A 24,254-nucleotide genomic window follows, 5' to 3' on the forward strand; every position below is an offset into this window, starting at 1 on the left:
TCGACGCCGGAAGCGACGCAGATTTAATGCCATGATAGTGCCAGTCGCTACGGACCGGCCGTGGGGCGCTTAGTCTTGCTCTGATAGCCATGCGCGAAATGCCTGTGCGATTTGAAGGGTATTATCGTCTACGACTTTTTTAAGTGTGCGCTGTTGCTTAATTATTTTTTGACCATCCACATATTCAATCGCCTGCTCATCAATTTCTTCGACTATTTCGTGCCCTTGCCGATCGCGGACATAGGTCACGTTGCCGCGTTTATCGTGACCTATATGATTGGCTACCGCCATGAATACTTGATAGTCGTTTAGCTTGCCCGCAGCTTTCTCGATAGCGACTTCTTCCGCGGATTTTCGCTGAAGAACTAGGACACTAGTTTGAACCGATACGTGGGGCTGAAAGGTGTCAGCGTGAAGATCGATGCTAGCCAGAACTTTTGTTTGACGCAGTATCCAGTCCCTAACGTAACCTAAGCCGGGTGAGCCCAATATCCCGTCAGGCAGTACCACCGCGCATCGTCCAGTGCCGGGTTTTAGCAGCTTGATGCACCGCTCGATGAACAGGATTTCGGGCGGTTGAGATTTTTGGACCGCTTCCTGAATGCTCCACGAGTCTAATGAGGCATCGTACGACCATTGATGCCCTAGGTCGTACATTTCCAAAATAGCTGGGTCATCAATAGGAATTTTCGAGCCAAAGGGGGGATTTGTAAACAGCAAATCTATAGTACCGAGAATATGACGGTTTCGGAGAGTATCTTCCCAACGCGCCGGCGAATGTAGTGCGTTAGCCTGATACAAACCGCCCGAGCCGTCGTTATTCATAACCATATTCATCTTGGCGGCCTTAACCAAATTAGGGTTAAGATCCGTTCCAACAATGTAGTTTTGAGCGAACTTATGGATCCTTGCCCTTATAGCGGTTTCTGCGCGTTCAAGATTGCCGCCCCATTTCTCGATCTCTGCAAGGCGTACTTTCTCAATGACATGATTCATTGCTGTAATTAGAAATCCGCCGGTTCCACAGGCAGGGTCCATTACCAAATCGCGCTCGCCGGGATCGAGCATGTAAACAGCCATTTGGCATATGTTGCGAGGCGTAAAGAACTCGCCTCGATCGCCACGCAAATTCGATCCCACGATCTCTTCGTAAGCCCTCCCCTTTACGTCAACATCACTCTCCAGCAAAGAGTACATTTGAAGCTGACTTACGATATAAGACAGGACCTCGCCATTGAGGTCAATCTCATCATTTTCTTTGAATATAGTTTTATATTCCGCCTTTACTTCACTGAATAAATCGCCAATTCGCTTACGAGCTTTGATTTGCCCATTCAGACTATGCCGCTCTTTTGAAGTAGCGAAAAATTCAACTTCATTAGAACTTCGCTCGTCATGAATTTTGCAAAATATTATCTTTAGAAGCTCCCAGAAAGCCTCCGGCTTTTGTAATCCTTGATTTCCGGCAATATAATTATGACATCTACGAAATGCAAACAACAGGGCATCGGACGACGCGGCTTTTAGCTGATCAAATCGAGGGCGCTCGATATCATCTTCGGATCGACCTTTTGTAAGTATATCGGGTATCTCATCAAATGAGATATCTCCGTTCGACTCCACTCGTTTAAAACAGAAGCGCTCTAAACCATTTGTCCACATACCATACTGGACATTAGGGCAAGCAGCCATGTAACTTTGAAGTTGGCCGACTCCGTCGCTTCGATCTGAGGATTTAGTCTTCTGAGATTTACATTCGACTATGAGACGGGCTCGGTCTTGCTTATGCGGCTCGCCGGGCGCAAATATGACAAGATCTGCTCTAGGCTTGCGCGACCCTACAGCCAAGGTAAACTCGACGGCTATTTCAGCCTTGGCGTACTGATACTCGCGAACAAGCGATTTCGCGATTTCCTGCCGGACATACTCTTCTGGCGTTTCAATCCGCTGCGTGAGACCGTCGATGAAGTCTAGAATTTTTCCTTGCTGAACTATAACGGCGATGGGACGCGCTACATTCGAGTTAATTTTCGCCGCTGGGTTGCTCAAAATCGATCTCCGTCGCGGACCACGTTAGGCCACTGCTCTGATACTGCCTTGGTCACAACCGCTAAGGCCCATTCCTGGACCGAAGTATCTTCAGCGGCGACGAGCATTCTGACACGACGATGCAGGTCGGCATCGAGTCTGATGTGAACCATTCTTACCGTGTCAGCAGTTCGGGCGTTTGTAGCCATGCTCGTGCACACCCTTCGGTTGTGACTCCGGTAACACCCTTACGAATCTCGCCAAGCTCCTACAATCAAAAAGGGTCCATGTAAGTGCGAGACCTGGCACCATGACCGACCGCATCCAAACCCCAGGGGAATTGACGCCAGATCGCTTGCCCCCAATAGAAAATCCCGAAAGGGTCGCGCCCCATTGCTACGTAAAGCGCCCCAAGCAGGACCCGAACGGCTACCCCCCCGACCAGCCCCCCAGCCCCAGCCGCCGCCGTTCCCTTGTGGAAGTGCCATAAAGCAAGTTGGTACCGCTTATAGGTTTTCAGTCCCGAACCCGTCGAAGCTTCGCCGACGCACTTCCGAGCTCGACCTCCAGCACATCCGCTTTGGCGTCCAACGCCCTCGCCTGAAAGTCGAACGGTTCGACGTCGCTCGGTTGATAGGTGAAGCGGTAGCTGTTCGGTCCACCGGCATTCACGACGAGCGTCGCCAGTCCCTTGCTGTCGGCCTCTCTCTAAATGCTTACCTCCCCCACAACCGGCCCATTCTCCAACCCGGTCTCGTTCTTGCCATCGCTCAGGTAGTAAGATCCCGCAGCGTTTGGCCACGTGATCTCAAGGCTTTCAGCGGGCAAACCGTCCGGCAACTGTGCAACTTTCGAACGTGACTTGCCCTCGATAGGCAGCAAGCTGCAACCGACTAAGCGGACTTCTTTCGGACTAGAGTAGGTTTAGGCTTGATATCTCGCGTTTCTCGTAATTTCGCAAATTCTTTCAGACCGGGATGGACTTGTAAGCGGCTGGCGGCATTGTCCCATCCAGCGTCGGGATTAGTGTACTGAAATACCCAAGCACTTCCTCCAGTGCCGATACCCCGACGGTAACCGATCACAGAGTACTGATAAAGCGTTTCCAAAACCTCATCCACTGAGATTTTACCGGACTCCTTTTTCTTCCTCCAAGCGCCTTCAAAAACACTACGGGTGAACGTAAGATTTGATATGTCAGAAATAGCTTGTATGGACTCAATCCATTTAGGCCAATGAGTCTTAATTTCGTCGTCTAATTCACCTTTGAAGTATTTTGAATATGCGTCTCGTGCCGCAATGATATCCGAGTTTTCAATGATGTCTGCATCAGGCAGTCCTTTGATAGCCAGTTCAGCGATAATATTTAAGAACTGAATGATATCCCTTGGGCGCAGCAAGGTTCGCGATATTATATGGTTCCATTTCGTTTGAGAGCCCCGCATCAGCTCGCCATCCTCAATATCGTCCCAACCTTTGCCAGTACCGATCTTGCTTTCGATTCGCCGAGATATAAGCTCTTTCAGTGAGCCCGAGTCCCACTCCAAGGTTACCGTCGAAGAGTTTGTAATTTTATTTTTATCAGAAAATGACATCACTTCCCAAAGATCAGTGCGCAAGTACACGATTGGGTTCACACGATTACATGTATGAGAATTAGCAAAGAAGCTGCGAGAGGCTAAGACTAACCCAATCAGAATTTGTTCTCTGCTATTATCAAACGTTGACAGGCCCTTGTCTAGTTCGTCAAAGTGCAAACTAATCCTTTTTATGCCTTGCTGACTCATCATCACCAGCGCATTTTGGACCAGTGCGTCAGTAAGCGCGTCTAATTCAGGAGATACACCCCCCTGAGCATTTTCAAAATCGACCTGCCCTAGAGAAACCCCGAGAACCGACGGCTTGAATGATGATTTCGAGAGCTTAAGAGATTTTGGCTTCAATACGTCTTCTAGTTTAATCCGAGAACCGCCGTAGTTCTCTGTCAAGAAATGATCCGCTGCCTTTTGACTATCTTTAATTATTTTATAGTTGGAGTGGGCAAGGCATGCTTGATTTGCCTGAACAGCTATGAAGTACTTCCATGAACTAACGTAGCTTTCAACGTCAGAAACACCCAGATTTTTACGTGTCTGATGCATCTTCCATGGATAATTATCTAGGTTGACCGGAATGTTGATTTCAGTAGCGGTTGATCGACCAAAAAACTTGACGAGCGCGGTTTTTCCAGAGCCCTTCCGACCCAAAACAAGGTGCTTTTTACCTGTCAATATCTCGTCAATCGCTGGTGTCTTTAGAAAATAAGACAGCACGTCGGAGTCTTGCTCGGCAGCCACATCGCCGAAGTATCTAATATCTGCAAGGTAACCCAAAACACTCTCCCGTAACTCGGACCGACAGTTTTTCCCGAAGTGTCAGCAGTCTTAGGTACATGTCAACACCGCACGGTGCCGTATCGTTTAGCCAACGATGGAAGACGCGGTTTGGGTGCGCTAATGACAAGGTAAGCAAGCCAAAATCGCACAAGGGTGGGGAAAGCTCAGCAGCACACCCAGCCCACGTTCCTCGCACTTAAAGAGGGTTTCAAAGGGGCCGGTCGGACGGTCTGCGACCAATGGTGCTGCCCTGTCCCCTGCCCAAAGCGCCCCAAGCAGGACCCAAACGGCTACCCACCGGAAAGACAGTTCAGCCTCAGCCGCCGCCGTTCCCTAGTGGAAGTGCCATAAAGTAGGTGGTGCCGCTTACAGGACTCGAACCTGTGACCCCCGCATTACGAATGCGATGCTCTACCAACTGAGCTAAAGCGGCCCGACGCTGGATGTCTCCGGTCGAGGGGGCGGCGCTTAACAGGGCTTTTTTGCGCTGACAAGCGGTTTGCGTGTTTACGGGTCGTTCACCATGGGGGTGTAGATGTATAACGGTGATTTTGGGGGCCAGTCGGCATGGATCGAGTTTGTGAGCTGAGCGACGGACCGATGGGAGTCCGACGCGACGGACAACACGGGGGCGTGGACGCGCGCACGGCGTTCGTCCGCGACATGGCGGACGCTGGCGTCAACGACGTGATGTTCGACCTCGGCGGCGACGAGCGACGAATGCACGTCCGCGCCTACAACCACTGGGTGTCGCTGCTGAACGGCCGCCCCTACCCGTCGATCGCCAACCTCGAACCCGAGACGATCACCGATTTCGGACCGCACAGCGTGCTGCTCGACTTCAGCCGCGGCATGAGCGACCCGAAGATCGCGTATCTCGGCCGCGCGCTGCGCGAGGAATGCGGGCTGGAAGGGCCGATCGCGACGATCGCCGACGTGCCGAGCCGCTCGCTGCTCTCCCGCCTCACCGACCATTACCTCCAGATCATCGCCAACCGCGCACCGATCGGCTTCGAGGCGGAGTTCGTCAGCAGCCGCGGCCGCACGACGCTGTACCGCGGCATCCTGATGCCGTTCTCGTCGAGCGGCGACTCGATCGACTTCATCTACGGCGTCATCAACTGGAAGGAACTCGCCGACGCGGACATGCTGGAGGCACTGTCGGCCGAACTCCATGCCTCGGTCAGCACCACCCCGCCCGCACAGTCCGCGCCGTCGGACGGGGCGCAGATTTGGGCAGATGGTCCAAGCGGCGGGTTCGATGCCGAACCGTCGATCCCATACACCCAGGCACAGGCAATCCTGTCGGACGACGATCCGCTGCCCGCGGACGTCATCGCCGGACCGCTCGGCGATCAACTGACGATGGCTCGCGAGAGCGCCGCGCAAGTCCGTGACGCCGAGACGCGAAGCCGCGCGGCACTCCACCGCGCGCTCGGACAGGCGCACGACCTCGCCGTGTCAGCCGAATATGACGGCAACGACGGTGCGGCGCTGTGGTCCGCGCCGGGCCTTACCGGCGAAACGGAAACGACGACACGGATCGTCATGCTCGTGTTCGGTCCCGCGTTCGGCGCGGCACGACTGGCGCAGTTCGCCACGGTCCTGCGGCACGCGCGGCGCCACCATGTGCCAACCGGAGGACTGCCAAGCTTTCTCGACGGGTTCGGTGGTGACCTGACCATGATCGCCGAGGCCGAGCACGGCGCGATCTAGGTGCGTTGCAGCATATCCCTTCGCACCTGCCACAAGGGTTGAGCTAGCCGGAAGGCAGGCGCATAGGCCCTGACCTATGGCGAACCAATCGTTGAAGACGCTCACCGAAACCCTCGCGGGCCGGCTGACCGAACGGGCCCTTCCGGGCGAACTGAGGGACTTCGGGGCGAGCGAGGTCGCGCAGGCCGCGGCGTTCGTCGCCGCGACCGCCGCGCACCGCGACGACGGTGCGCCGGCGATCGCGATCGAGCCGATCAGCGCGGACGACACGCGGCGGCGGATGCGCCTCGCGATCGTCAACGACGACATGCCGTTCCTGGTCGATTCGATCGCCGCGGCGATCGGTGCGCAGGACATCGCGGTAGACCGGATCATCCACCCCGTCGTCCGCACGACACGCGCGCCCGACGGCACGCTGCATGCTATCGACGCCGATGGCCAGGGTGCAGGCCGCCCCGAATCGATGATCTATCTCGAAATGGAGCGTGCCGATGCGCGCGACCGTCGCGGGCTGATCGAGGATCTGACCGCCGTGCTGGCCGACGTTCGTGCCGCGGTAGGCGACTGGCGCGCAATGCAGGCGGCGCTCGACGACGATATCGCAATGCTGCCCGAGGGCGAAGGTGCCGCGCTGTTGCAGTGGTTCCTGAACGGGCATCTGACGTTGCTCGGGCACCAGATCTGGCACCGCGACGGGAGCGGCCGTGCCGCGCTCGGCATCGCGCGAAACGAACACCGCGTGCCGATCCTCGCCGAAGCCTCGCGCGCGCTCGCGATCCAGTGGTTCGAGGCAGGCAACGATGCGCCGCTGTTGCTCAAGTCGAACCTGATCTCGACCGTACACCGTGCCGTGCCGCTCGACCTGGTCGTGGTGCCGGTGATGGAAGGCGCGACGGTTGCCGGGCTGTCGATCTATAGCGGGCTGTGGACCAGCGCAGCGCTGGCGGCGATGCCGCGCGACGTGCCGGTGTTGCGTACGCGCCTTGCCGCGATGAAGGCGAAGTTCGGATTCGATCCGCGCGGGCATGCCGGCAAGGCGCTGACGCATGCCTTTACCGCGCTTCCGCACGATCTGGTGATCGCGTTCGCACCCGATGCGCTGGAGGATCTGGCGCTGACTGCGATGAGCATTGCGGATCGGCCGCGGCCGGCGCTGGTGCTGGTCGAGTCCGCGCTCGGGCGGCACCTGTTCGGGTTCGTCTGGTTGCCGCGCGACGACGTCACCACCAGCCGCCGGGTCGCGATCGGCGACATGCTGGCGGAGGCGGCGAACGCGACCGTGCTCAACTGGTCGATCGCGTTGGAGGACGGCGAGGTCGCGATGATCCGCTACACGCTCGATCTGCGCGGCGATGGACGGATGCCCGACGTCGCGCCGCTTGCACTGCGGCTGCAGCGGATGGTGCGCGGCTGGGTTTCGGACGTCGAGGCCGCGCTGGTCGAGACCTTGCCGCCGCCACGCGCTGCGCGTCTGGCGCTGAAATGGGCGGCTGCGTTCCCGCAGAATTATCGCAACCTCAGCACCCCTGCGGAGGCTGCCGAGGATATCCAGCGGATCGCCGCGCTGGCCGATACGGACGCGCGTGGCGTGCGCCTCGTCCCGGGTGAGGCCGGTGCCGATCCGCAGCTGAAGATTTACAAGCTGGGTGGCGCCCTCCCCCTGTCGGACGCCGTACCGGTGCTGGAGAATTTCGGCTTCCGCGTGATCGGGGAGCTGCCGACGCGGTTGCGCGACGACAGCGTGCCGTTCGTGCATGATTTCGTACTGGAGGCGAACGACGCCGCGCAGCAGAGCGACGCGCCCGTGCTCGAAGGCGCGATCGCGGCGGTGCTGGAAGGCGCGGCCGAGAACGATGCGTTCAACCGGCTGATCGTCGAACTCGGGATGCGTCCCGAGGCGATCGTGCTGTTCCGCGCGTGGTTCCGGTATCTCCGCCAGGCGGGGCTTCCGTACGGTCTGACCACCGTGGTCGATGCGTTGCGGCGTGCGCCGAAGGTTGCGGCGGCTCTGATCGCGCGCTTCACCGCCGTCCATCATCCGGAGCACCCGGGTAACGCGATCGAGGCGGATCAGGCGATCGAAGCCGGGCTCGACGCGATCACCGCGATCGACGACGACCGTATCCTGCGCGCCTATCGCAACCTGATCGCAGCGACCCTGCGGACCAATGCGTTCACGTCGGCATCGTCGGAGGCGCTCGCGTTCAAGCTCGACAGCCATCTGATCCCCGGCCTGCCCGCGCCCGTGCCGTGGCGCGAAGTCTGGGTCTATTCGCCCCGCGTCGAGGGCATCCACCTCCGCGCCGGTCCGGTCGCACGTGGCGGCCTGCGCTGGTCCGACCGTCGCGACGATTTCCGTACCGAAATCCTTGGGTTGATGAAGGCCCAGCGCGTCAAGAACGCCGTCATCGTGCCGACAGGCGCGAAGGGTGGCTTTTATCCAAAGCAACTCCCCGCCCCGTCGAACCGCGACGCGTGGCTGGCCGAAGGGACGGAGAGCTACCGGATCTTCATCCGCACCTTGCTGTCGATCACGGACAACATCGTCGAGGGCAAGGTCGTCCATCCCGACGGCGTGACGATCCTCGACGGCGAGGACCCGTATTTCGTCGTCGCCGCCGACAAGGGCACCGCGACGTTCAGCGACGTGGCGAACGCGCTTGCGCTCGAACGCGGCTACTGGCTCGGCGACGCGTTCGCCTCCGGTGGCTCGGTCGGGTACGATCACAAGGCGATGGGGATCACCGCGAAGGGTGCTTGGCTAAGCGTCCAGCGGCACTTCGCCGAACGCGGGCTCGACGTGCAGAGCGAGAGCATCACCGTGGTCGGCTGCGGCGACATGTCGGGCGACGTGTTCGGCAACGGCATGCTGTTGTCGAAGACGCTGAAGGTCATCGCGGCGTTCGATCATCGCCACATCTTCCTCGATCCCGATCCCGATCCGGCGGCGAGCTGGGAGGAGCGCAACCGGATGTTCGCGCTGCCGCGGTCGAGCTGGGCGGACTACGACGCTAGCCTCATCTCGAAGGGCGGCGGCGTGTTCGCGCGCACCGCCAAGGTCGTGAAGCTGTCGCCTGAGGTGCAGGCTGCGCTCGGCTTGACGGCGAGCGAGATGGAGCCGGGCGCGCTGATCTCGGCGATCCTCAAGGCGCCGGCCGACCTGCTCTGGTTCGGCGGCATCGGCACCTATGTGAAGGCCGCGTCCGAGGCGAACGTCGCGGTCGGCGATCCGGCCAACGACCGCCTGCGCGTCAATGCCGAGGACCTGCGCGTGATCGCGATCGGTGAGGGCGCGAACCTGGGCGTCACGCAGGCGGCGCGTATCGCGTTCTCGACGCGCGGCGGGCGGATCAACACCGACTTCATCGACAATTCGGCCGGCGTCGACTGCTCGGATAACGAGGTCAACATCAAGATCGCGCTCAACCGCGAGATGATCGAGGGGCGCCTCGACTATGAGGATCGCAACACGCTGCTCGCCAGCATGACTGACGACGTCGCGCATCTGGTGCTGGAGGACAACCGCCTCCAGACGCTGGCGCTGTCGATCGCCGAGGCGGACGGCGCGGTCGCGGTGCCGAGCTATGTGCGCGTGATCGAGATCTTCGAGGGCGGCGGCAGGCTCGATCGGGCGGTCGAGGGGCTGGCATCGAACGACATCCTACTGCGTCGCGGTCAGGATGGTCTCGGCCTCACGCGGCCTGAGCTGGCCGTGTTGCTGGCGACGGCCAAGCTCGGGTTGCAGGATGCGATCGAGCATAGCGACATCGCCAAGGACGACGCGCTCAAGCCCGATCTGCACGCCGCATTCCCCGCCGCGATGCGCGCGCGGTTCGGGACGGCGATCGACGAGCACCGGCTGCGGCCCGAGATCGTCGCAACCAAGCTTGCCAACCGGATCGTCAACCGACTGGGCATCCTCTACCCGTTCGAGTTGGCCGAAGAGGAAGGCGCGGCGATGGGCGATATCGCGGCGATGTTCGTCGTCGCCGAGCGCCTGTTCGACCTGCCTGCGTTGTGGGCGGAGATCGAGACGGCCGTAATGCCCGAGGCTGCGCGGATTGCATTGTTCGACGAGGTGGCGGTCGCGACTCGCTCGCAGATCGCCGACCTGTTGCGCGTGTCGGCGCCGGGCGCCGTGCCGGGCGAAGTCCTCGCGCGGTTGGCGAAAGGGATCACTCAGCTCGACAGCCAGACCGCGGCGTTGCTGCTCGAAGAGGCGAGCGCGCAGAGCAGCCGTATCGCGGGGCAGCTCGAAGCGGTCGGTGCGCCGGGCGATCTGGTGCGCAAGGTCGTTCGCCTGTTCGAGATGGACGGCGCAGTCGGGCTGGCGGATCTCGGCGAGCGGATGGCGCTCGACGAGGCGGTGGTGACGCGGGCGTTCACGCATCTTGGGCAGGCACTCGGGCTCGACTGGGCGCAGGCGAATGCGGCGCGGATCAGTCCGACCGATCCCTGGGAGCGATTGCTGGTCGCCGGGCTGGCACGCGACTTCCAGCAATTGCGGCTGGAGTTCCTGGCGCGGTGCGGGGCGCAGGATCCGCAGGGTGCGGTCGAGAAATGGCTGCTGACGAACGCCACGCGGGTCGCGCAGTTCAAGGCGGTGATCGACCGTGCGCGCCATGCGGCGGTGCCGAACGCGGCGATGCTGGCGCAGATCGCCGGTCAGGCGCGGGTGCTGCTGGGGCGGTAACTGCTACCCCTCTCCCCTGCGGGGAGAGGGAGGGGCCCGCGTGCTCTTGCGCGTGGGAGGTGAGGGGAATGGGGCTCGGGACGCAGATCCCAACACCCCTCACCCTCCCGTCGCCAAGAGGCTCCTCCTTCCCTCTCCCCGAAGGGGCGAGGGACGAGTTACGTCCGCCGCGCGGCCAACTCCGCCTTCCACTTCCGTGCGCGCACCCACATGATCACGCCGGTCACCGCCAGCACGGCCGGCAATATCCCGCCCAGAAAAATCACGATCTGCCACAGCGCCCCCATGTCGGTGCCATCGTGGATCCGCCGCATCCACCGCGCCACGCCGCCCTGAGGCCGCGCGGGTGCCGCGGTCGCGCCGCCGGTGTCGTCCGCCACCTTTACGCCGATCAGCGCGCCGCTACCGTAGCCTCTAGCCTGAAACGTCACCGTCCAGTCCGCGCTAAGGTCGGTCGGCCAGGTGACGCTCCGCAACGGCCCATTGTCGACTATACCGCGCGCCTTGCCGATCGCCACCGCGAGTGGCTGCGCAGGCGACGCCAGCGGTTTTGCGCGCATCATCGCGCCGCGATCGGGACCGGCTCTCGGCCGCGACGTCTCGCCGGTGAGCTTCCCGAAAAACTGCGGGAACGAGATCCATGCACCGGTCAGCGACAGCACGAACAACGGCAGCGCGATCCAGAAGCCGAACAGATGGTGAAGGTTCGTCTCGACATCTCGGTGCCGTCGGAACCGCAACCCGCGCGTCCACTTGCCCACCGTCGGCCACCACAGCCACAGCCCGGTAAAGCACGACACCATCATCGCGACGCCGATCCAGCCGACGATCGAGCGCCCGACGCCAGGCAGTTGCAGGCTCCCGTGCAGGACGTGGAGGAACCGCACGAGCCCGCCGTTCGACGGCGAAACCTCGAGCACACGCGCGGTCGGTGGATCGAGATACACCATAGTCCGCTGCGGCGGGCTGGGCCGAGTCGATGCGCTGGCCGAACTGGCCGCGACGACCACCGGACCGCCGTCATCGGGCATCGTCAAATTCGCAATCCGCTCGCCATGCTTCAGCGCCGCGCGCGCCGCCGCGACATAGCTGTCAGGCCCGACCACGGTCCTCCCCGAGACCGCATAGCGCGCCGGATCGACGATCCGGTCGAGCGCGTCGTGCCACACCAGCGCCGCGCCGCTGAGCGACAGCGGGATGATCAGGATCGCCAGCACCAGCCCGATCCACTTGTGGACCTGGAACCACGCGCGCCGCATCGCCAGCTTGCTCATTCGCCCATCACTCCGCCCTGTTCGCGCCGGCGTCGCAGGCGGATCGCCGCGCGTCAATCGCGGGTCAGGCGTCCGCCCAGCGGCGCAGCAGGTTGTGGTACACGCCGGTCAGCCGCACGGTCGCCGGATCGCCTTGGCCTTGTGCGGCCGCGACCGCCTGCACGCCCTGGTCGAGATCGAACAGGATCCGCCGGGCGCCGTCGTCGCGGACCATCGACTGGAGCCAGAAGAACGATGCAGTGCGTACCCCGCGCGTGACCGGCGTCACCCGGTGCAGGCTGGACGCGGGGTAGAGGACCATGTGCCCGGCGGGCAGCTTGACCGACTGTGGACCGAACTGATCCTCGATCACCAATTCGCCGCCGTCGTACGTCGCGGGATCGTCGAGGAAGAGCGTTGCGGACAGGTCGCTGCGGATGCGGAAATCAGTGCCGCGCTTCATCCGGATCGCGTTGTCGACGTGCAGCCCGAAATCCTGGCCGCCGGCGTAGCGGTTGAACAGCGGCGGAAACACTTTCAGCGGGAGCGCCGCCGCGACGAACAAGGCCGATCGCCCGAGCGCGTCGAGCACGATCCCACCCGCCTCGCGCGCGGCCGCCGAGTCCTCGGGCAATTGTTCGTTGCGCTTGGCGAGCGCGCTTTGCGGCCCCGACGTGGCATTGCCGTCGATCCACTCGGCCTGATCGATCAGCGTGCGGACATGCGCGACACCGGCCGCATCGAGGACATCGGGGATCGCGATCAACATGCCATCACTCTAGAATGCGGCGGCGATACCGGCAAACGCCCTGTACCGCCGCCGAGCCTCACATGCTGTAGAACAGCGTCAGCCGCACCGAGCGCGCCTCGCCAGGCGTCGCCCAACCATTGTTGCGGATGCCGGTGTAATATTTCTCGTTGGTGAAGTTCTGCACGTTGAGCTGCGCGGTCAGGCCGTTGCCGACGGTGTAGGACAGGAAGGCGCGATGCGTCAGGTAATCCGCCGAGTCGAAGACCGGCGTCACGACCGTCGTCGGCGCGAGCGGGGTGGCCAACGCACTCTGGTTCAACGGGAACGCACCCTGATATGTCAGACCGTACCCAAGCTGTAGACCGAACGGCAGCGTGTAGGTCGCGAACAGGCTGCCCGAATGCTTCGGCGTATTCGCGAGCGCCTGCCCTGCCTGCGTATCGAGGATCGCGGCCGAGTTGCCGCACGCGTTGGTCGTCGTCGTGACCGTACCGACGGTCGTACGGACAGGCCCTGGATTGGCGAGACAGAAGTTCGAAACGCTCTGGATGATCTTCGCCTTCAGATACGTGTAGTTGGCGAAGATCGAGAAGGCGTGCGAAATGCTGCCGCTAGCGCCCAGCGCGATCCCGTCGACGCGCGAACGGCCGTCGTTGACGCCGAGAGTCGTGACGATCGGGTCGTTCGTGGCGACGCGGTAGTTGGTTCGCTCGTTACGGAACACGGCCGCGGTAAGTTGCAGCTTGCGCGAGAACAGGTCCGCCTTCGCGCCAAGTTCGTAGTTCACCGCCTTTTCCGGCTTTACGTCGCATGGGTCCAACTGACCCGCGGGCGCATTGATCAGCGTTCCGCAACCGAGCCGGACGGTCGCAGACGTCGGCGTGGTCGCATTGCCGTACGATGCATACAGGCTGACCGTCTCGATCGGCTTGAAGTTGATGCCGCCGCGGTACGAGAACAGGGTTTCGTCGCTCGTCTGGTTCAGGCCGCGCGTATAGGTGCCGAGCGTCGCGTCGGGCACGACCGAGAAGGTGTCGGCGCGGAACGTTCCCTTGGCATGTTCGTAGCGCAGGCCGAAATTGACCTCGATCTGCGGGATCACCTTGATCGTGTCGAAGGCGTAGACGGCCGCATTGCTGGTGGTGCCCTGCGACCGGCCGGCCTGGATCAAGTTAAATGCGCCGCTGTAGTCGGTGTTCGGGTTGGCGAGGTTGATCGGTGGCTGGGCGACCGTCGCACCGGTCGCGGTACGCAGCGTGTTGCCCGTGACGATGGTGTAATCCTCCTGCGCGAAGGACGCGCCGAGGACCAGCGTGTGCTCGAGCCCGGCGGTATCAAAGACCGAGCGGAGATCGGTCTGGTTGTAGAGAATTTGGTTTTCCTGGTTCCGCACGAAACCGCGCGGGCCACTGGGATAATAGGTGCCTGGAATGTTCTGCGGTCCGGTAGCGCTCGTCGCCGCGCACGTGAGAGGCGTGGTCGCGACGTTCGTCAGCGGCAATGGCTGGAACCCGGTCGACAGACAGAACACACCCTGCGGCGCGCTGGTCAACGAGTCCTGCTGAACGCGCTGCCACCGGCTCAGATTGCGGATCGAGACCTTGTCGGAGAAGCTGTGGCTGACCGTGGCGGTCGCCTGGTCGACGGTGATGTCCTGCGCGTCGAGGTTCCGGATGCCGTAATAGCCAGAATTGTCGGCACCCGGCAGCGGCCCGTTGTTCACCGCGTTACGGAAATACGGCACGCCGTAGACCGGAACGTTCTCGTCCTCCTGATGCAGATATTGCAACGTCAAGCTGGTCGGCCCTTCGACGCCGACGATCAGCGACGGCGCGACCGCCCAGCGCTTGTTATACTCGACGTCGCGGCCCGGAATGTCGTTCTTGTGCGCGACTGCGTTGAGGCGGACCGCGACCAGATCGCTGACCCGGACGTTCGAATCGATTGTCGTGCGGTAATAATCGTCGCTGCCAACGCCGCCGGATACCACCGTCAGCGTCTCCGCCTGCGGGCGCTTGGTCACGAGGTTGATCGTGCCGCCGACCGATCCGCCGCCGCCGAACACGCTGTTCGCGCCGTTATAGACCTCGACCTGTTGCAGGTTGAAGGTCTCGCTGCGGCTATACTGTGCGCTGTCGCGGACGCCGTCGATCGTGATGTCGTTGTTGGCCGAATAGCCGCGCAAGTTGATGCTGTCGCCGTAGCCGCCGCCGCCTTCGCCCGCGCCGAAGGTGATGCCGGGGATCGTCTGCAACACGTCGCGCAGGGTCAGCAGGTTCTGCTTGCGGATCGTCTGGTCGCCAATAATCGTCACGGTCTGCGTGGTGTCTAGCAGGCTGCGCGTTGCCTTCGGGCTCTCCAGCGTGGTCGCGGGCGCGTTTTTGCCGTTGACGACAATCTCGTCGCGCTCGAGCTGCTTGTCCTGATCGTCCGTCGCGTGAACCTTGGCTGCTTCGGCAGGGCGATCGGCGGCATGGGCCGGCGCGCTGGCGATGAATCCAACGCACGAAAGCGCCAGAAATGCAGGCGCGGCGGATGAGCGCGACGAGAAACCGGACATGCGAAACCCCTTGATAGTTGGGGGCTCGCTATTGAGAGTCGTTCGCACTGTCAACGCTATTGCGACTGGTTATCACATATTGTTACTGAAGAGCCATGTTCTCAACGCGCTAGCGAGGTTGGGGGGATCGTGCGCGACAATGCGGATCGCGTCGATCTCGGCAACGAGCGCGGATAGCGGCAGCCCGTGGCGCACCGCGTCGGCTTCCAGCGCCTGCCAGAATACGGGCTCTAGGCTGATCGAGGTCTGGTGGCCGGCAATCGTGATCGATCGTTTTACCGGGCCGTGAAACCCGTCCGATGGCGCGACGATCCCCGGCCCCTCGCTCAAGCCGTGATCACTCGGTGTCGAACAGCGAGGCCAGCTGTTCGATGATCGTGCCGCCGAGCTGCTCGACGTCCATGATCGTCACGGCGCGCGCGTAATAACGGGTGACGTCGTGACCGATGCCGATCGCGACCAGTTCGACCGGCGACTTGCTCTCGATCCAGCCGATCACCTGGCGCAGATGGCGTTCGAGATACGAACCCGAGTTCACGCTGAGCGTCGAATCGTCGACCGGCGCGCCGTCGCTGATCACCATCAGGATGCGACGTTCCTCGGGCCGTGCGACCAGACGCGCATGCGCCCACATCAGCGCTTCGCCGTCGATATTCTCCTTCAGCAACCCCTCGCGCATCATCAGGCCGAGTGAATTCCGCGCGCGCCGCCACGGCTCGTCGGCACGCTTGTAGACAATGTGGCGAATGTCGTTGAGCCGACCTGGCTGCGGCGGACGGCCAGCGGCCAGCCACGTCTCACGGCTCTGCCCGCCCTTCCAGGCGCGTGTGGTGAAGCCAAGGATCTCGGTCTTCACGCCGCAGCGTTCCAGCGTGCGCGCGAGGATGTCCGCGCTGATCGCCGCGATCGAGATCGGGCGCCCGCGCATCGATCCCGAATTATCGATTAGCAGCGTCACGACGGTGTCACGGAAGTCGGTCTCCCGTTCGGCCTTGTAGCTGAGCGACAGCGTCGGGTTGACGATCACGCGTGCGAGGCGCGCTGCGTCGAGGATACCCTCCTCCTGGTCGAAATCCCACGACCGCGACTGCTGCGCCATCAGCCGCCGCTGCAGCCGGTTGGCAAGCTTCGACACGGTCGATTGCAGGTGCACGAGCTGCTGGTCGAGATAACCGCGCAGGCGTGCCAGTTCGTCGGCGTCGCATAGCTCGGTGGCGGCGATCACCTCATCGAACTGCGTCGTCCACGGCTTGTAGTCGAACGCGCCACCCATGTCCGCGAAGGGACGGTTCGGGCGGACCGGCTGCATGCCTTCCTCGCCGTCGTCGCCCGGCTCGCCGTCGATGTCGTCCATCGACTCGTCGCTCTGCTCCTGGCCGTCGCTTTCCTCGTTCTGCTGCTCGGATTGTTCGCCGCGTGCCTCGACTTCGCCCTGGCCGTCCTCGCCCTGGTCGTCGCCTTCGTCCCCCTCGTCCTGCTGCTGCTCGTCGGTGCCCTCGTCCTCGGAGCCGCCTTCGTCGCTCTCCTCGGGGACCTGATCGCCTTCGACCAGTTCGAGCTCCTGCAGCATCTTCCGCGCAAGACCCTGGAACGCCTTCTGGTCGTCGAGCGCATAGGCCAGCGCGTCGAGATCGGTCTTGCTCTCGATCCACTCGCGGACGAGCGCGAGGCCGGGCGCGGCGATCGCGGGGGATTCCAGTCCGGTCAGCCGCTCGCGCACCATCAGGCCAAGCGCGGTCGACAGCGGCACTTCGTCGCGATTGCGCGCGCGTGTGATCGGGTCGGCGCGCAGACGTACATCGAGCGCGCGGTCGAGGTTCTCGGTGATGCCCGCATAGCCACGCGAGCCGAGCGCCTCGACGCGCGCGGTCTCGACGGAATCGAACACCGCACGCGCCACCGCCTCGATCGGCGCCGCACGATTATGCAGCGCGATGTCGTGATGCTTCAATCGCAGCGCGAATCCGTCGGCAAACCCACGCGCCTCCGCGACCTGCTCCAGCGGCAGGGCACGCGCGGGCATCGGCACCTTGATGTGCTTGCCCGACTGTGTCGGCGCGTCCGCGGTGAAGGCGAGTTCAACCTCCGGTTCCTCCGAGATCGCACGCGCGGTGCCGGCAAGAACCGCCTTAAAGCGATCGAGAGGGGTTTCGTTGGCCAAAGGTTTAGGCCTTGCCCACCACGCTCTCGGGGAGGTCCTTGCCGAACACGCGCTGGTAATATTCGGCGACCAGCGACCGCTCCGCCTCGTCGCACTTGTTGAGGAAGCTCAACCGGAACGCGAAGCCGACGTCACCGAAAATCAGCGCGTTCTGCGCCCAAGTGATCACCGTGCGCGGGCTCATCACGGTCGAGATGTCGCCGTTGACGAAGCCCTTGCGCGTCATGTCGGCGACGCGGACCATGTTCTCGACGGTCTTCTTGCCCTCGGGCTTGTCATATTCGCCGGACTTGGCGAGCACGATCTGCGCCTCGACCTTGGCGGGCAGATAGTTGAGCGTGACGACGATGTTCCAGCGGTCCATCTGGCCCTGGTTGATCTGCTGCGTGCCGTGATACAGCCCGCTTGTATCGCCGAGGCCGACCGTGTTGGCGGTCGCGAACAGGCGGAACCAAGGGTTCGGGCGGATCACGCGGTTCTGGTCGAGCAGAGTCAGCTTGCCTTCGGTCTCCAGCACGCGCTGGATCACGAACATCACGTCCGGGCGGCCGGCATCATATTCGTCGAACACAAGCGCGGTTGGCGTCTGTAATGCCCAGGGCAGCAGGCCTTCGCGGAACTCGGTGATCTGCTGGCCGTCCTTCAGGACGATCGCATCGCGGCCGATCAGGTCGATGCGGCTGATATGCGCGTCGAGGTTGATGCGGATGCACGGCCATTTCAGCCGCGCCGCGACCTGCTCGATATGCGTCGACTTGCCGGTGCCGTGATAGCCCTGGACCATCACGCGACGGTTATGCGCAAACCCGGCGAGGACGGCGAGCGTGGTGTCGGCATCGAAGACGTACGCCGGATCGAGATCGGGCACGCGCTCGTCGGCTTCGGAGAAGGCCGGCACTTCCATGTCGGAATCGATCCCGAACATCTCGCGCACCTTCACCATGCGGTCGGGTGCGTCGAGGATCGTGGTCTCGCGGCTATCGGGCTGGGTATTCGGGATATCGGTCATGTTGGCCTCGTGTTCCCGGTAGCTCTAGTGCAAGCACGGGGCGTTACTCAACCGCCACCTTTGCGAGCAGCGTGAAGAGTGTGACGAACCGCTCGGCAGGCGCTCGGTTCCCTTGGGATCGCCACAGGTCCACCGCCAACCGCCGTTCGGACGAGATTTTGCACGATCACGGGACTTCATGGTAATTTAGATCACCATCGACGGCATCCGATACGAACTCCGAGTCGAACCAGGAGGCCCCGAGGCGAACCAGGAGCGTTGCCGTGAGCAAGATGATCTTCGTGAATCTGCCTGTCGCCGACGTCGCCAGCGCGACCACGTTCTACACGGCGATCGGGTTCGAGAAAAACGCGATGTTCTCGACCGAGCAGGCTTCGGCGATGGCGTGGTCCGACACGATCTCCGTCATGCTGCTCGACCACGGCTTCTATTCGACCTTCACGACCAAGCGAATCATCGATGCGAAGACGACCAGCGGCATGCTGCTGGCCTTGTCCTTCGACGACCGGGCGGAGGTCGATGCGATTACCGACGCAGCCGTGGCGGCAGGGGGGCGTGAATTGCACGACCCCGAGGACCTGGGCTTCATGTACAGCCGCGCCTTCGAGGATCTCGACGGCCATGGCTGGGGCCCGTTCTTCATGGACATGGCAGCCGCAGCCGCGACGATGGGCCAGACCGGTCCCGACTGATCCGTTCTACGCGGCAGTACGGATCGAAACCTGCCCCTCGCATAGCGCCTGGTATCTCAGGCGAACGCGGTTGCGCCCTTCAGGTGCTGGTACGCCGCGATCACCTTTTGCAATTCCGCCTCGTGCGCACGGTCGCCGCCGTTACGATCGGGATGATAGCGGCGGACGAGTTCGCTGTAGCGTTTGCGCAGCGCCGTCCGGTCAGTGTCCGTGCCGAGCCCGAGCACGCGCAACGAGCGCCGCTCGCCGTCGGACAGCACGCGGCCGTCCTTGCGCGCCGCCGCCATCCGCTCGCCGAACCTTGCACCGATCGCATCGATCGGGTCGGCGAAGTCCGCCCATTTCGGCGGGGTGTCGCCGCCGCCGTGCGCGAATGCCCGCGTCTCGCGTTCCCAGCCCGCCAACGGGCGCTGCGCATAGTGGATCTCGTCCGCGGTCATGCCGTCGAAGAAATTATACCCCGAATTGAACGCGCGGACATGCTCGAGGCAGAACCAGCGGAACTGCGGCGGGCCGCCGTCGCTCGGTCCTTCGAGCGGGGGCGCGCGGAATTCGCCGGGCTCCTGGCAGTCGCGCCACATGCAGACGCGCCCCGTCCCTTCCACGCGGCCGTGAAACCGTGGGCTGGGGCGTTCTTTCCGCTCTTTTCGCCCATCGTTTGTGTATCCGTCGTCCGCCACCGGCTCCCCGCGCTTCCAAAACGGGCTATATAAGGAGCATGACAGACCTCGCCACCGGCTCCGTACAGGACCAGATCACCGCCCGCCTTACCGCGACACTCGCCCCGACGCAGCTGACCGTCGTCAACGAGAGCGGGCTTCACGCCGGCCACATGGGCGACGACGGCACCGGCGAGACGCATTTTCGCGTCGAGGTGGAAACGCCGCAGTTCGAAGGCCTTAATCGTGTCGCGCGCCAGCGGCTCGTGAACCAGGCGCTCGCCGAACTGTTGAGCACGAAGATTCACGCGCTCGCCATCAAGGCGCGCGCGCCTGGGGAGATTTGATGGCGTACAAGCTCTGGTACTGGCCCTCCCTCCAAGGACGCGGCGAGTTCGTCCGCCTCGCGCTCGAAGGCGCCGAGATCGCGTATGAGGATTGCGCGCGTGGCGTAGGCGAAGAGGGTTTGCTGGCCGATCTCAACGACCGCACCGGACGGACGCCGTTCGCGCCGCCGTATCTGGAGCTTGATGGCCTAGTGATCGCGCAGGTCGCCAATATCCTGATGTATCTCGGCGAGCGCCACGGCCTCGCGCCGTCGAACATGGCGGACCGGCTGTGGCTCAACCAGCTCCAGCTCACGATCGCCGACCTCGTCGCGGAGGTCCACAACGTCCATCATCCGGTCGCGATGATGGACTATTACGACGACCAGAAGCCCGAGGCCGCGCGGGCTGCCAAGCAGTTCCGCGAAGCGCGGATGCCGAAGTATCTCGGCCATTTCGAGGATGCCGCGCAGGCCAATGCGGGCGACTGGCTGATCGACCACAAATGGAGCTACGCCGACACGTCGCTGTTTCAGGTGATCGAGGGGCTGCGGTACATGTTTCCGCAGCGGATGAAGACGCTCGAACCTGACTATCCGAATTTGGTCCGTATCCATGATCAGGTCGCGGCGCTGCCGAGCATCAAGGCGTATTTGAAAGGCGACCGCCGCCTCGCCTTCAACACCGACGGCATCTTCCGTGCCTATCCGGAGCTGGATGCCGAATGAGCCATTATCGATCCTCCCCCGCCAGGGGGAGGTGGATCGCGCAGCGAGACGGAGGGGGCGGTAGACGATGATCGCTGTTCCGTGTCCTCCCCCTCCGTCAGGCTATGCCTGCCACCTCCCCCTGGCGGGGGAGGATAAATGAGCGAGCGGACCCCGCGCCCGGCAGCTAGGATACTTCTCGTCGACGGCCAAAACCGCGTGTTGATGTTCCGCTTCACGCCGGCCGATCGCCCGCCGCTCTGGTGCACGCCGGGCGGCGCAGTCGATCCGGGCGAGAGCTACGCCGCCGCCGCTCGCCGCGAACTGTGGGAAGAAGTCGGCCTCGACATCGACTGCGGCCCCGAAGTCGCTCGCCGCGTCGTCGACTTCCGCACCTTCGAGGGCGTAGAGGTCACCGCCGACGAACGCTATTTCCGGATCGACGTCGACAGCTGCGACGTAAAAGCCGGCAATCTCACTGAACAGGAGAAGCAACTGCTCGTCGGTCACCGCTGGTTTTCCCGAAACGACATCGTCGCGCATGACGAAACGCTCTATCCAGCAGACCTGGTCGAACTCCTCGACGCCACGGAACCTGCCAAGGGATAACGCCATGCTCGATGATTTCGTCCTCCAGACCATCCTGCCGTCGACGCACGATCTCGGCGGCTTCAAGGTCCACCGCACGCTGCCGAACAAGGCGCGGACGATGGTCGGCCCGTTCCTGTTCTTCGACCAGATGGGCCCCGCGCATCTCGAAATCGGGCAAGGCATCGACGTGCGCCCGCATCCGCATATCAACCTGTCGACCGTGACGTATCTGTTCGACGGCGCGATCGACCACCGCGATTCGCTCGGTACGCAGGCGCGGATCGAGCCGGGCGCGGTGAACCTGATGACCGCGGGCCACGGCATCGTCCATTCAGAGCGCTCGCCCGGTGACGAGCGTGCCGAGGGGCCGAACCTGTCGGGTATCCAGACCTGGCTGGCGATGCCCGAGGCGGTCGAGGAGATCGATCCCGCGTTCGAGCACGTCACCAAGGCGCAGCTGCCGACGATCGAGGCGCACGGCGCTCGCTCGCGGATCATCATGGGGAGCTTGTGGGGCCAGACCGCGCCGACCACGACCTATTCGGGGACGATCTACGCCGACGTCGCGCTCGATCCGGGCGCGAGCGTGCCGATCGACGCGGCGGCCGAGGAGCGCGCGATCTACCTCGCGATGGGCGAGGCGACGCTGGAAGGCGTGAAGCTGGAGCCGCAGGTGCTGTATGTGCTCCGCCCCGGAATCTCGGCGACGCTTCGGTCCGCGCATGGTGGCCGCGCGATGTTGTGCGGCGGCGATGCGTTCACGACGCCACGCCACGTCTGGTGGAACTTCGTCAGCTCGAACCGCGATCGTATCGAGCAGGCGAAACGCGACTGGAACGCGGGCAACTTCCCGAAAGTACCCGGCGACGAGAAGGAATGGATCGAGATCCCGGCGATCCCGAAGACGGTCAGCTATCCGTGATCTCTCCCCCTCCCGCAAGCGGGAGGGGGTAGGGGGTGGGCACACGCTATCGCCACCCGCTTCGTTTGAAACTGGCCGCGAGCCCACCCCCAGCCCCTCCCGTAAACGGGAGGGGAGATACGCCTTCTGCTCCCCTCCCGCTTGCGGGAGGGGTCGGGGGAGGGCATGTTCTAAGTGCAGCGCGACGGGTAGGCCCTCCCCTAACCCCTCCCGCCAACGGGAGGGGAATCATGTCGGACCTGCAACGCATCGCGTTATCCACCGGAGTCGATCTCGACATCGCGATCAGCGGCGACCCCGCGTCCCCGCCAATCATCCTGCTCCACGGCTTCCCCGAATCGCACCGCACCTGGCGCGACATCGCCCCCGACCTTGCCCGCGACCATTACGTGATCGCGCCCGACCAACGCGGCTTCGCACGCTCCTCCAAACCAGAGGGCGTCGACAGCTACACCCCCGACAAGATCGTCGCCGACCTGATCGCGCTCGCCGACCATCTCAAGATCGACCGCTTCACGCTGGTCGGCCACGACTGGGGCGGCGCGGTCGCCTGGATGGCCGCGTTTCGCCACCCCGAGCGCATCGCGAAGCTCGTCATCATCAACGCCCCCCACCCGCTCGTCTTCCAGCGGACCATGTTCGACGACCTCGAACAGCGCGCCGCCAGCCAGTATATCCGCGCCTTCCGCAACCCCGATCTCGAAAAGCACATCGAGTCGATCGGCCTCGAAACCTTCTTCGACACCAGTTTCTCGAAACACGCCGATCTCGCCGCGATGGCCGAGGACAAGGCCGCCTATCTCGACGAATGGGGCCAGCCCGGCGCGATCACCGGCATGCTCAACTGGTACCGCGCGAGCGCGATCGTCGTTCCCGAAATGGACGAGACGCCGCCCCGCCCGGCCTTTCTCGATGCACCGTTTCCGCCGACCGCGATGCCAGTGCTGGTGATCTGGGGAATGAAGGACAGCGCATTGCTGCCGAGCCAGCTCGACCTCGCCGCCTATGTTCCCGACCTCACGATCGAGAAGATCGACGCGGGGCATTTTGTGCCGTGGCAAAAGCCCGACGCAGTGATCGCCGCCATGCGCCGCTGGGGGATCTGAGCTAGCGAAGGATGTTACGGCACTCTCGACGTTCCGTCATCCTGACCACGGTGCGGGAATATTGCGCGCACCTGTCTAAATCCTGACCACCGCATTCGGAAAGCGTTCAGCGGGCGGGGAGCAAAACCCTGTTTATGCCGTTGATTCGGCGTCGATATAGGAGAGCAGTCATGCGTAAGATCATCCTCGCGGCCGTTGCCGCCGCTACCCTCGTCCCCACCATCGCAACCGCGCAGAGCTACGGTGAAGCGCGCCGCAGCCAGCGTGAAATCCTTGAAAGCCGGCGCGACCTGAACGACGCGCGTCGCTATGGCGATCGCCGAGACGTCCGCGAAGCCCGCCAGGAACTGCGCGAAGACCGCCGCGAGGCCCGCGAGGACTGGCGCGATTATCGTCGCACGCATGGTGATATCTATCGCCGCCCCGCCTATGTCGGCCCGCGCGGCTATCGCTATCGCCCGGTAACCGTCGGCTACCGCTTCGCGCCGAACTATTACGGCCGCCAATACTGGATCAACGACTATCAGACCTATCGCCTGTCGCGCCCGGCCTACGGGTATCAGCGCTGGGTCCGCTATGGCCGCGACGTCGTACTGGTCGACACGCGCTCGGGCCGCGTCGTGCAGGTGAACAACGGCTTCTTCTACTAAGACCTTTTACGAAGTTCGGGCGGCCCGGGAGCGATCCCGGCCGCTCTCGTATCTG

The 24,254-nt window shown here is 62.8% G+C and carries 18 protein-coding genes and 1 tRNA gene; 9 read left to right on the plus strand and 10 right to left on the minus strand.

The window, feature by feature from the left end; genetic code table 11:
* Positions 1-69: 69 nt before the first annotated feature.
* The 3 genes from IFT67_RS10110 to IFT67_RS10120 form a co-directional block, all read right to left on the minus strand.
* The gene (locus IFT67_RS10110; RefSeq protein ID WP_197983024.1) at positions 70-2,049 is read right to left on the minus strand and encodes a type I restriction-modification system subunit M; all 1,980 of its coding nucleotides are present in this window, start codon (positions 2,047-2,049) and stop codon (positions 70-72) included.
* 872 nt (positions 2,050-2,921) lie between these two features.
* Positions 2,922-4,400: a P-loop ATPase, Sll1717 family gene (locus IFT67_RS10115; protein WP_192146973.1), complete on the minus strand. Its 1,479-nt coding sequence runs from the start codon at positions 4,398-4,400 to the stop codon at positions 2,922-2,924.
* A 360-nt stretch (positions 4,401-4,760) separates the two neighbouring features.
* Positions 4,761-4,836, minus strand: a tRNA-Thr gene (locus tag IFT67_RS10120).
* A 200-nt stretch (positions 4,837-5,036) separates the two neighbouring features.
* Here IFT67_RS10120 and IFT67_RS10125 point away from each other — a divergent pair.
* Positions 5,037-6,119, plus strand: a complete 1,083-nt coding sequence (locus IFT67_RS10125; protein ID WP_192146975.1) for a PAS domain-containing protein — start codon at positions 5,037-5,039, stop codon at positions 6,117-6,119.
* Between the two features lie 76 nt (positions 6,120-6,195).
* The gene (locus IFT67_RS10130) at positions 6,196-10,812 is read left to right on the plus strand and encodes an NAD-glutamate dehydrogenase (RefSeq protein WP_192146977.1); all 4,617 of its coding nucleotides are present in this window, start codon (positions 6,196-6,198) and stop codon (positions 10,810-10,812) included.
* 158 nt (positions 10,813-10,970) lie between these two features.
* Here IFT67_RS10130 and IFT67_RS10135 read toward each other — a convergent pair whose 3' ends face one another.
* The 6 genes from IFT67_RS10135 to cobS form a co-directional block, all read right to left on the minus strand.
* Complete coding sequence (locus IFT67_RS10135; RefSeq protein WP_192146979.1) at positions 10,971-12,086, minus strand: PepSY-associated TM helix domain-containing protein; 1,116 nt, start codon at positions 12,084-12,086, stop codon at positions 10,971-10,973.
* 64 nt (positions 12,087-12,150) lie between these two features.
* Complete coding sequence (locus tag IFT67_RS10140; RefSeq protein ID WP_192146981.1) at positions 12,151-12,834, minus strand: Fe2+-dependent dioxygenase; 684 nt, start codon at positions 12,832-12,834, stop codon at positions 12,151-12,153.
* Positions 12,835-12,892: 58 nt separating this feature from the next.
* Positions 12,893-15,376 (minus strand): TonB-dependent receptor, encoded by a 2,484-nt coding sequence (locus tag IFT67_RS10145; protein ID WP_192238221.1) that lies wholly within the window; start codon positions 15,374-15,376, stop codon positions 12,893-12,895.
* 72 nt (positions 15,377-15,448) lie between these two features.
* Positions 15,449-15,706, minus strand: coding sequence for a ribbon-helix-helix domain-containing protein (locus IFT67_RS10150; RefSeq protein ID WP_192238222.1), 258 nt, complete (start codon positions 15,704-15,706; stop codon positions 15,449-15,451).
* A gap of 7 nt (positions 15,707-15,713) precedes the next feature.
* Positions 15,714-17,537 carry a cobaltochelatase subunit CobT gene (cobT, locus tag IFT67_RS10155; RefSeq protein ID WP_192238223.1) on the minus strand — a complete coding sequence of 608 codons (1,824 nt, stop codon included), beginning with the start codon at positions 17,535-17,537 and terminating at the stop codon, positions 15,714-15,716.
* A 4-nt stretch (positions 17,538-17,541) separates the two neighbouring features.
* Positions 17,542-18,546: a cobaltochelatase subunit CobS gene (gene cobS, locus IFT67_RS10160; RefSeq protein ID WP_056063837.1), complete on the minus strand. Its 1,005-nt coding sequence runs from the start codon at positions 18,544-18,546 to the stop codon at positions 17,542-17,544.
* A 272-nt stretch (positions 18,547-18,818) separates the two neighbouring features.
* Here cobS and IFT67_RS10165 point away from each other — a divergent pair, with 272 nt between their 5' ends.
* Positions 18,819-19,238, plus strand: coding sequence for a VOC family protein (locus IFT67_RS10165; protein ID WP_197983048.1), 420 nt, complete (start codon positions 18,819-18,821; stop codon positions 19,236-19,238).
* A gap of 56 nt (positions 19,239-19,294) precedes the next feature.
* Here IFT67_RS10165 and IFT67_RS10170 read toward each other — a convergent pair whose 3' ends face one another.
* Positions 19,295-19,819, minus strand: coding sequence for a J domain-containing protein (locus IFT67_RS10170; RefSeq protein WP_120300698.1), 525 nt, complete (start codon positions 19,817-19,819; stop codon positions 19,295-19,297).
* Between the two features lie 137 nt (positions 19,820-19,956).
* Here IFT67_RS10170 and IFT67_RS10175 point away from each other — a divergent pair, with 137 nt between their 5' ends.
* From IFT67_RS10175 to IFT67_RS10200, 6 genes are all read left to right on the plus strand, one after another.
* A complete protein-coding gene (locus tag IFT67_RS10175; protein WP_093398431.1) occupies positions 19,957-20,244 on the plus strand; it encodes a BolA family protein in 288 nt (95 codons plus the stop codon).
* A complete protein-coding gene (locus tag IFT67_RS10180; RefSeq protein ID WP_192238225.1) occupies positions 20,244-20,951 on the plus strand; it encodes a glutathione S-transferase in 708 nt (235 codons plus the stop codon). The genes IFT67_RS10175 and IFT67_RS10180 overlap by 1 nt, the downstream gene beginning before the upstream one ends.
* Before the next feature lie 138 nt (positions 20,952-21,089).
* Positions 21,090-21,539: an NUDIX hydrolase gene (locus IFT67_RS10185; RefSeq protein ID WP_192238226.1), complete on the plus strand. Its 450-nt coding sequence runs from the start codon at positions 21,090-21,092 to the stop codon at positions 21,537-21,539.
* A gap of 4 nt (positions 21,540-21,543) precedes the next feature.
* Positions 21,544-22,443, plus strand: coding sequence for a pirin family protein (locus tag IFT67_RS10190; RefSeq protein ID WP_192238227.1), 900 nt, complete (start codon positions 21,544-21,546; stop codon positions 22,441-22,443).
* A gap of 230 nt (positions 22,444-22,673) precedes the next feature.
* On the plus strand, positions 22,674-23,549 hold the full coding sequence (locus IFT67_RS10195) for an alpha/beta fold hydrolase (RefSeq protein ID WP_192238228.1): 876 nt from the start codon (positions 22,674-22,676) through the stop codon (positions 23,547-23,549).
* Positions 23,550-23,719: 170 nt separating this feature from the next.
* A complete protein-coding gene (locus IFT67_RS10200) occupies positions 23,720-24,199 on the plus strand; it encodes an RcnB family protein (RefSeq protein ID WP_192238229.1) in 480 nt (159 codons plus the stop codon).
* The last annotated feature ends 55 nt before the right edge of the window (positions 24,200-24,254 follow it).

The sequence above is a fragment of the Sphingomonas sp. CFBP 13728 genome, assembly GCF_014841895.1.
Taxonomy (GTDB): domain Bacteria; phylum Pseudomonadota; class Alphaproteobacteria; order Sphingomonadales; family Sphingomonadaceae; genus Sphingomonas.

Bases quoted from the DNA above. Each gene is read 5' to 3' on its own strand.
- IFT67_RS10130 (WP_192146977.1), top strand. From the start codon at position 6,196: ATGGCGAACCAATCGTTGAAGACGCTCACCGAAACCCTCGCGGGCCGG.
- IFT67_RS10135 (WP_192146979.1), bottom strand. From the start codon at position 12,086: ATGAGCAAGCTGGCGATGCGGCGCGCGTGGTTCCAGGTCCACAAGTGG.
- IFT67_RS10140 (WP_192146981.1), bottom strand. From the start codon at position 12,834: ATGTTGATCGCGATCCCCGATGTCCTCGATGCGGCCGGTGTCGCGCAT.
- IFT67_RS10145 (WP_192238221.1), bottom strand. From the start codon at position 15,376: ATGTCCGGTTTCTCGTCGCGCTCATCCGCCGCGCCTGCATTTCTGGCG.
- cobS (WP_056063837.1), bottom strand. From the start codon at position 18,546: ATGACCGATATCCCGAATACCCAGCCCGATAGCCGCGAGACCACGATC.
- IFT67_RS10165 (WP_197983048.1), top strand. From the start codon at position 18,819: ATGATCTTCGTGAATCTGCCTGTCGCCGACGTCGCCAGCGCGACCACG.
- IFT67_RS10170 (WP_120300698.1), bottom strand. From the start codon at position 19,819: ATGTGGCGCGACTGCCAGGAGCCCGGCGAATTCCGCGCGCCCCCGCTC.
- IFT67_RS10175 (WP_093398431.1), top strand. From the start codon at position 19,957: ATGACAGACCTCGCCACCGGCTCCGTACAGGACCAGATCACCGCCCGC.
- IFT67_RS10180 (WP_192238225.1), top strand. From the start codon at position 20,244: ATGGCGTACAAGCTCTGGTACTGGCCCTCCCTCCAAGGACGCGGCGAG.
- IFT67_RS10185 (WP_192238226.1), top strand. From the start codon at position 21,090: ATGAGCGAGCGGACCCCGCGCCCGGCAGCTAGGATACTTCTCGTCGAC.
- IFT67_RS10190 (WP_192238227.1), top strand. From the start codon at position 21,544: ATGCTCGATGATTTCGTCCTCCAGACCATCCTGCCGTCGACGCACGAT.
- IFT67_RS10195 (WP_192238228.1), top strand. From the start codon at position 22,674: ATGTCGGACCTGCAACGCATCGCGTTATCCACCGGAGTCGATCTCGAC.
- IFT67_RS10200 (WP_192238229.1), top strand. From the start codon at position 23,720: ATGCGTAAGATCATCCTCGCGGCCGTTGCCGCCGCTACCCTCGTCCCC.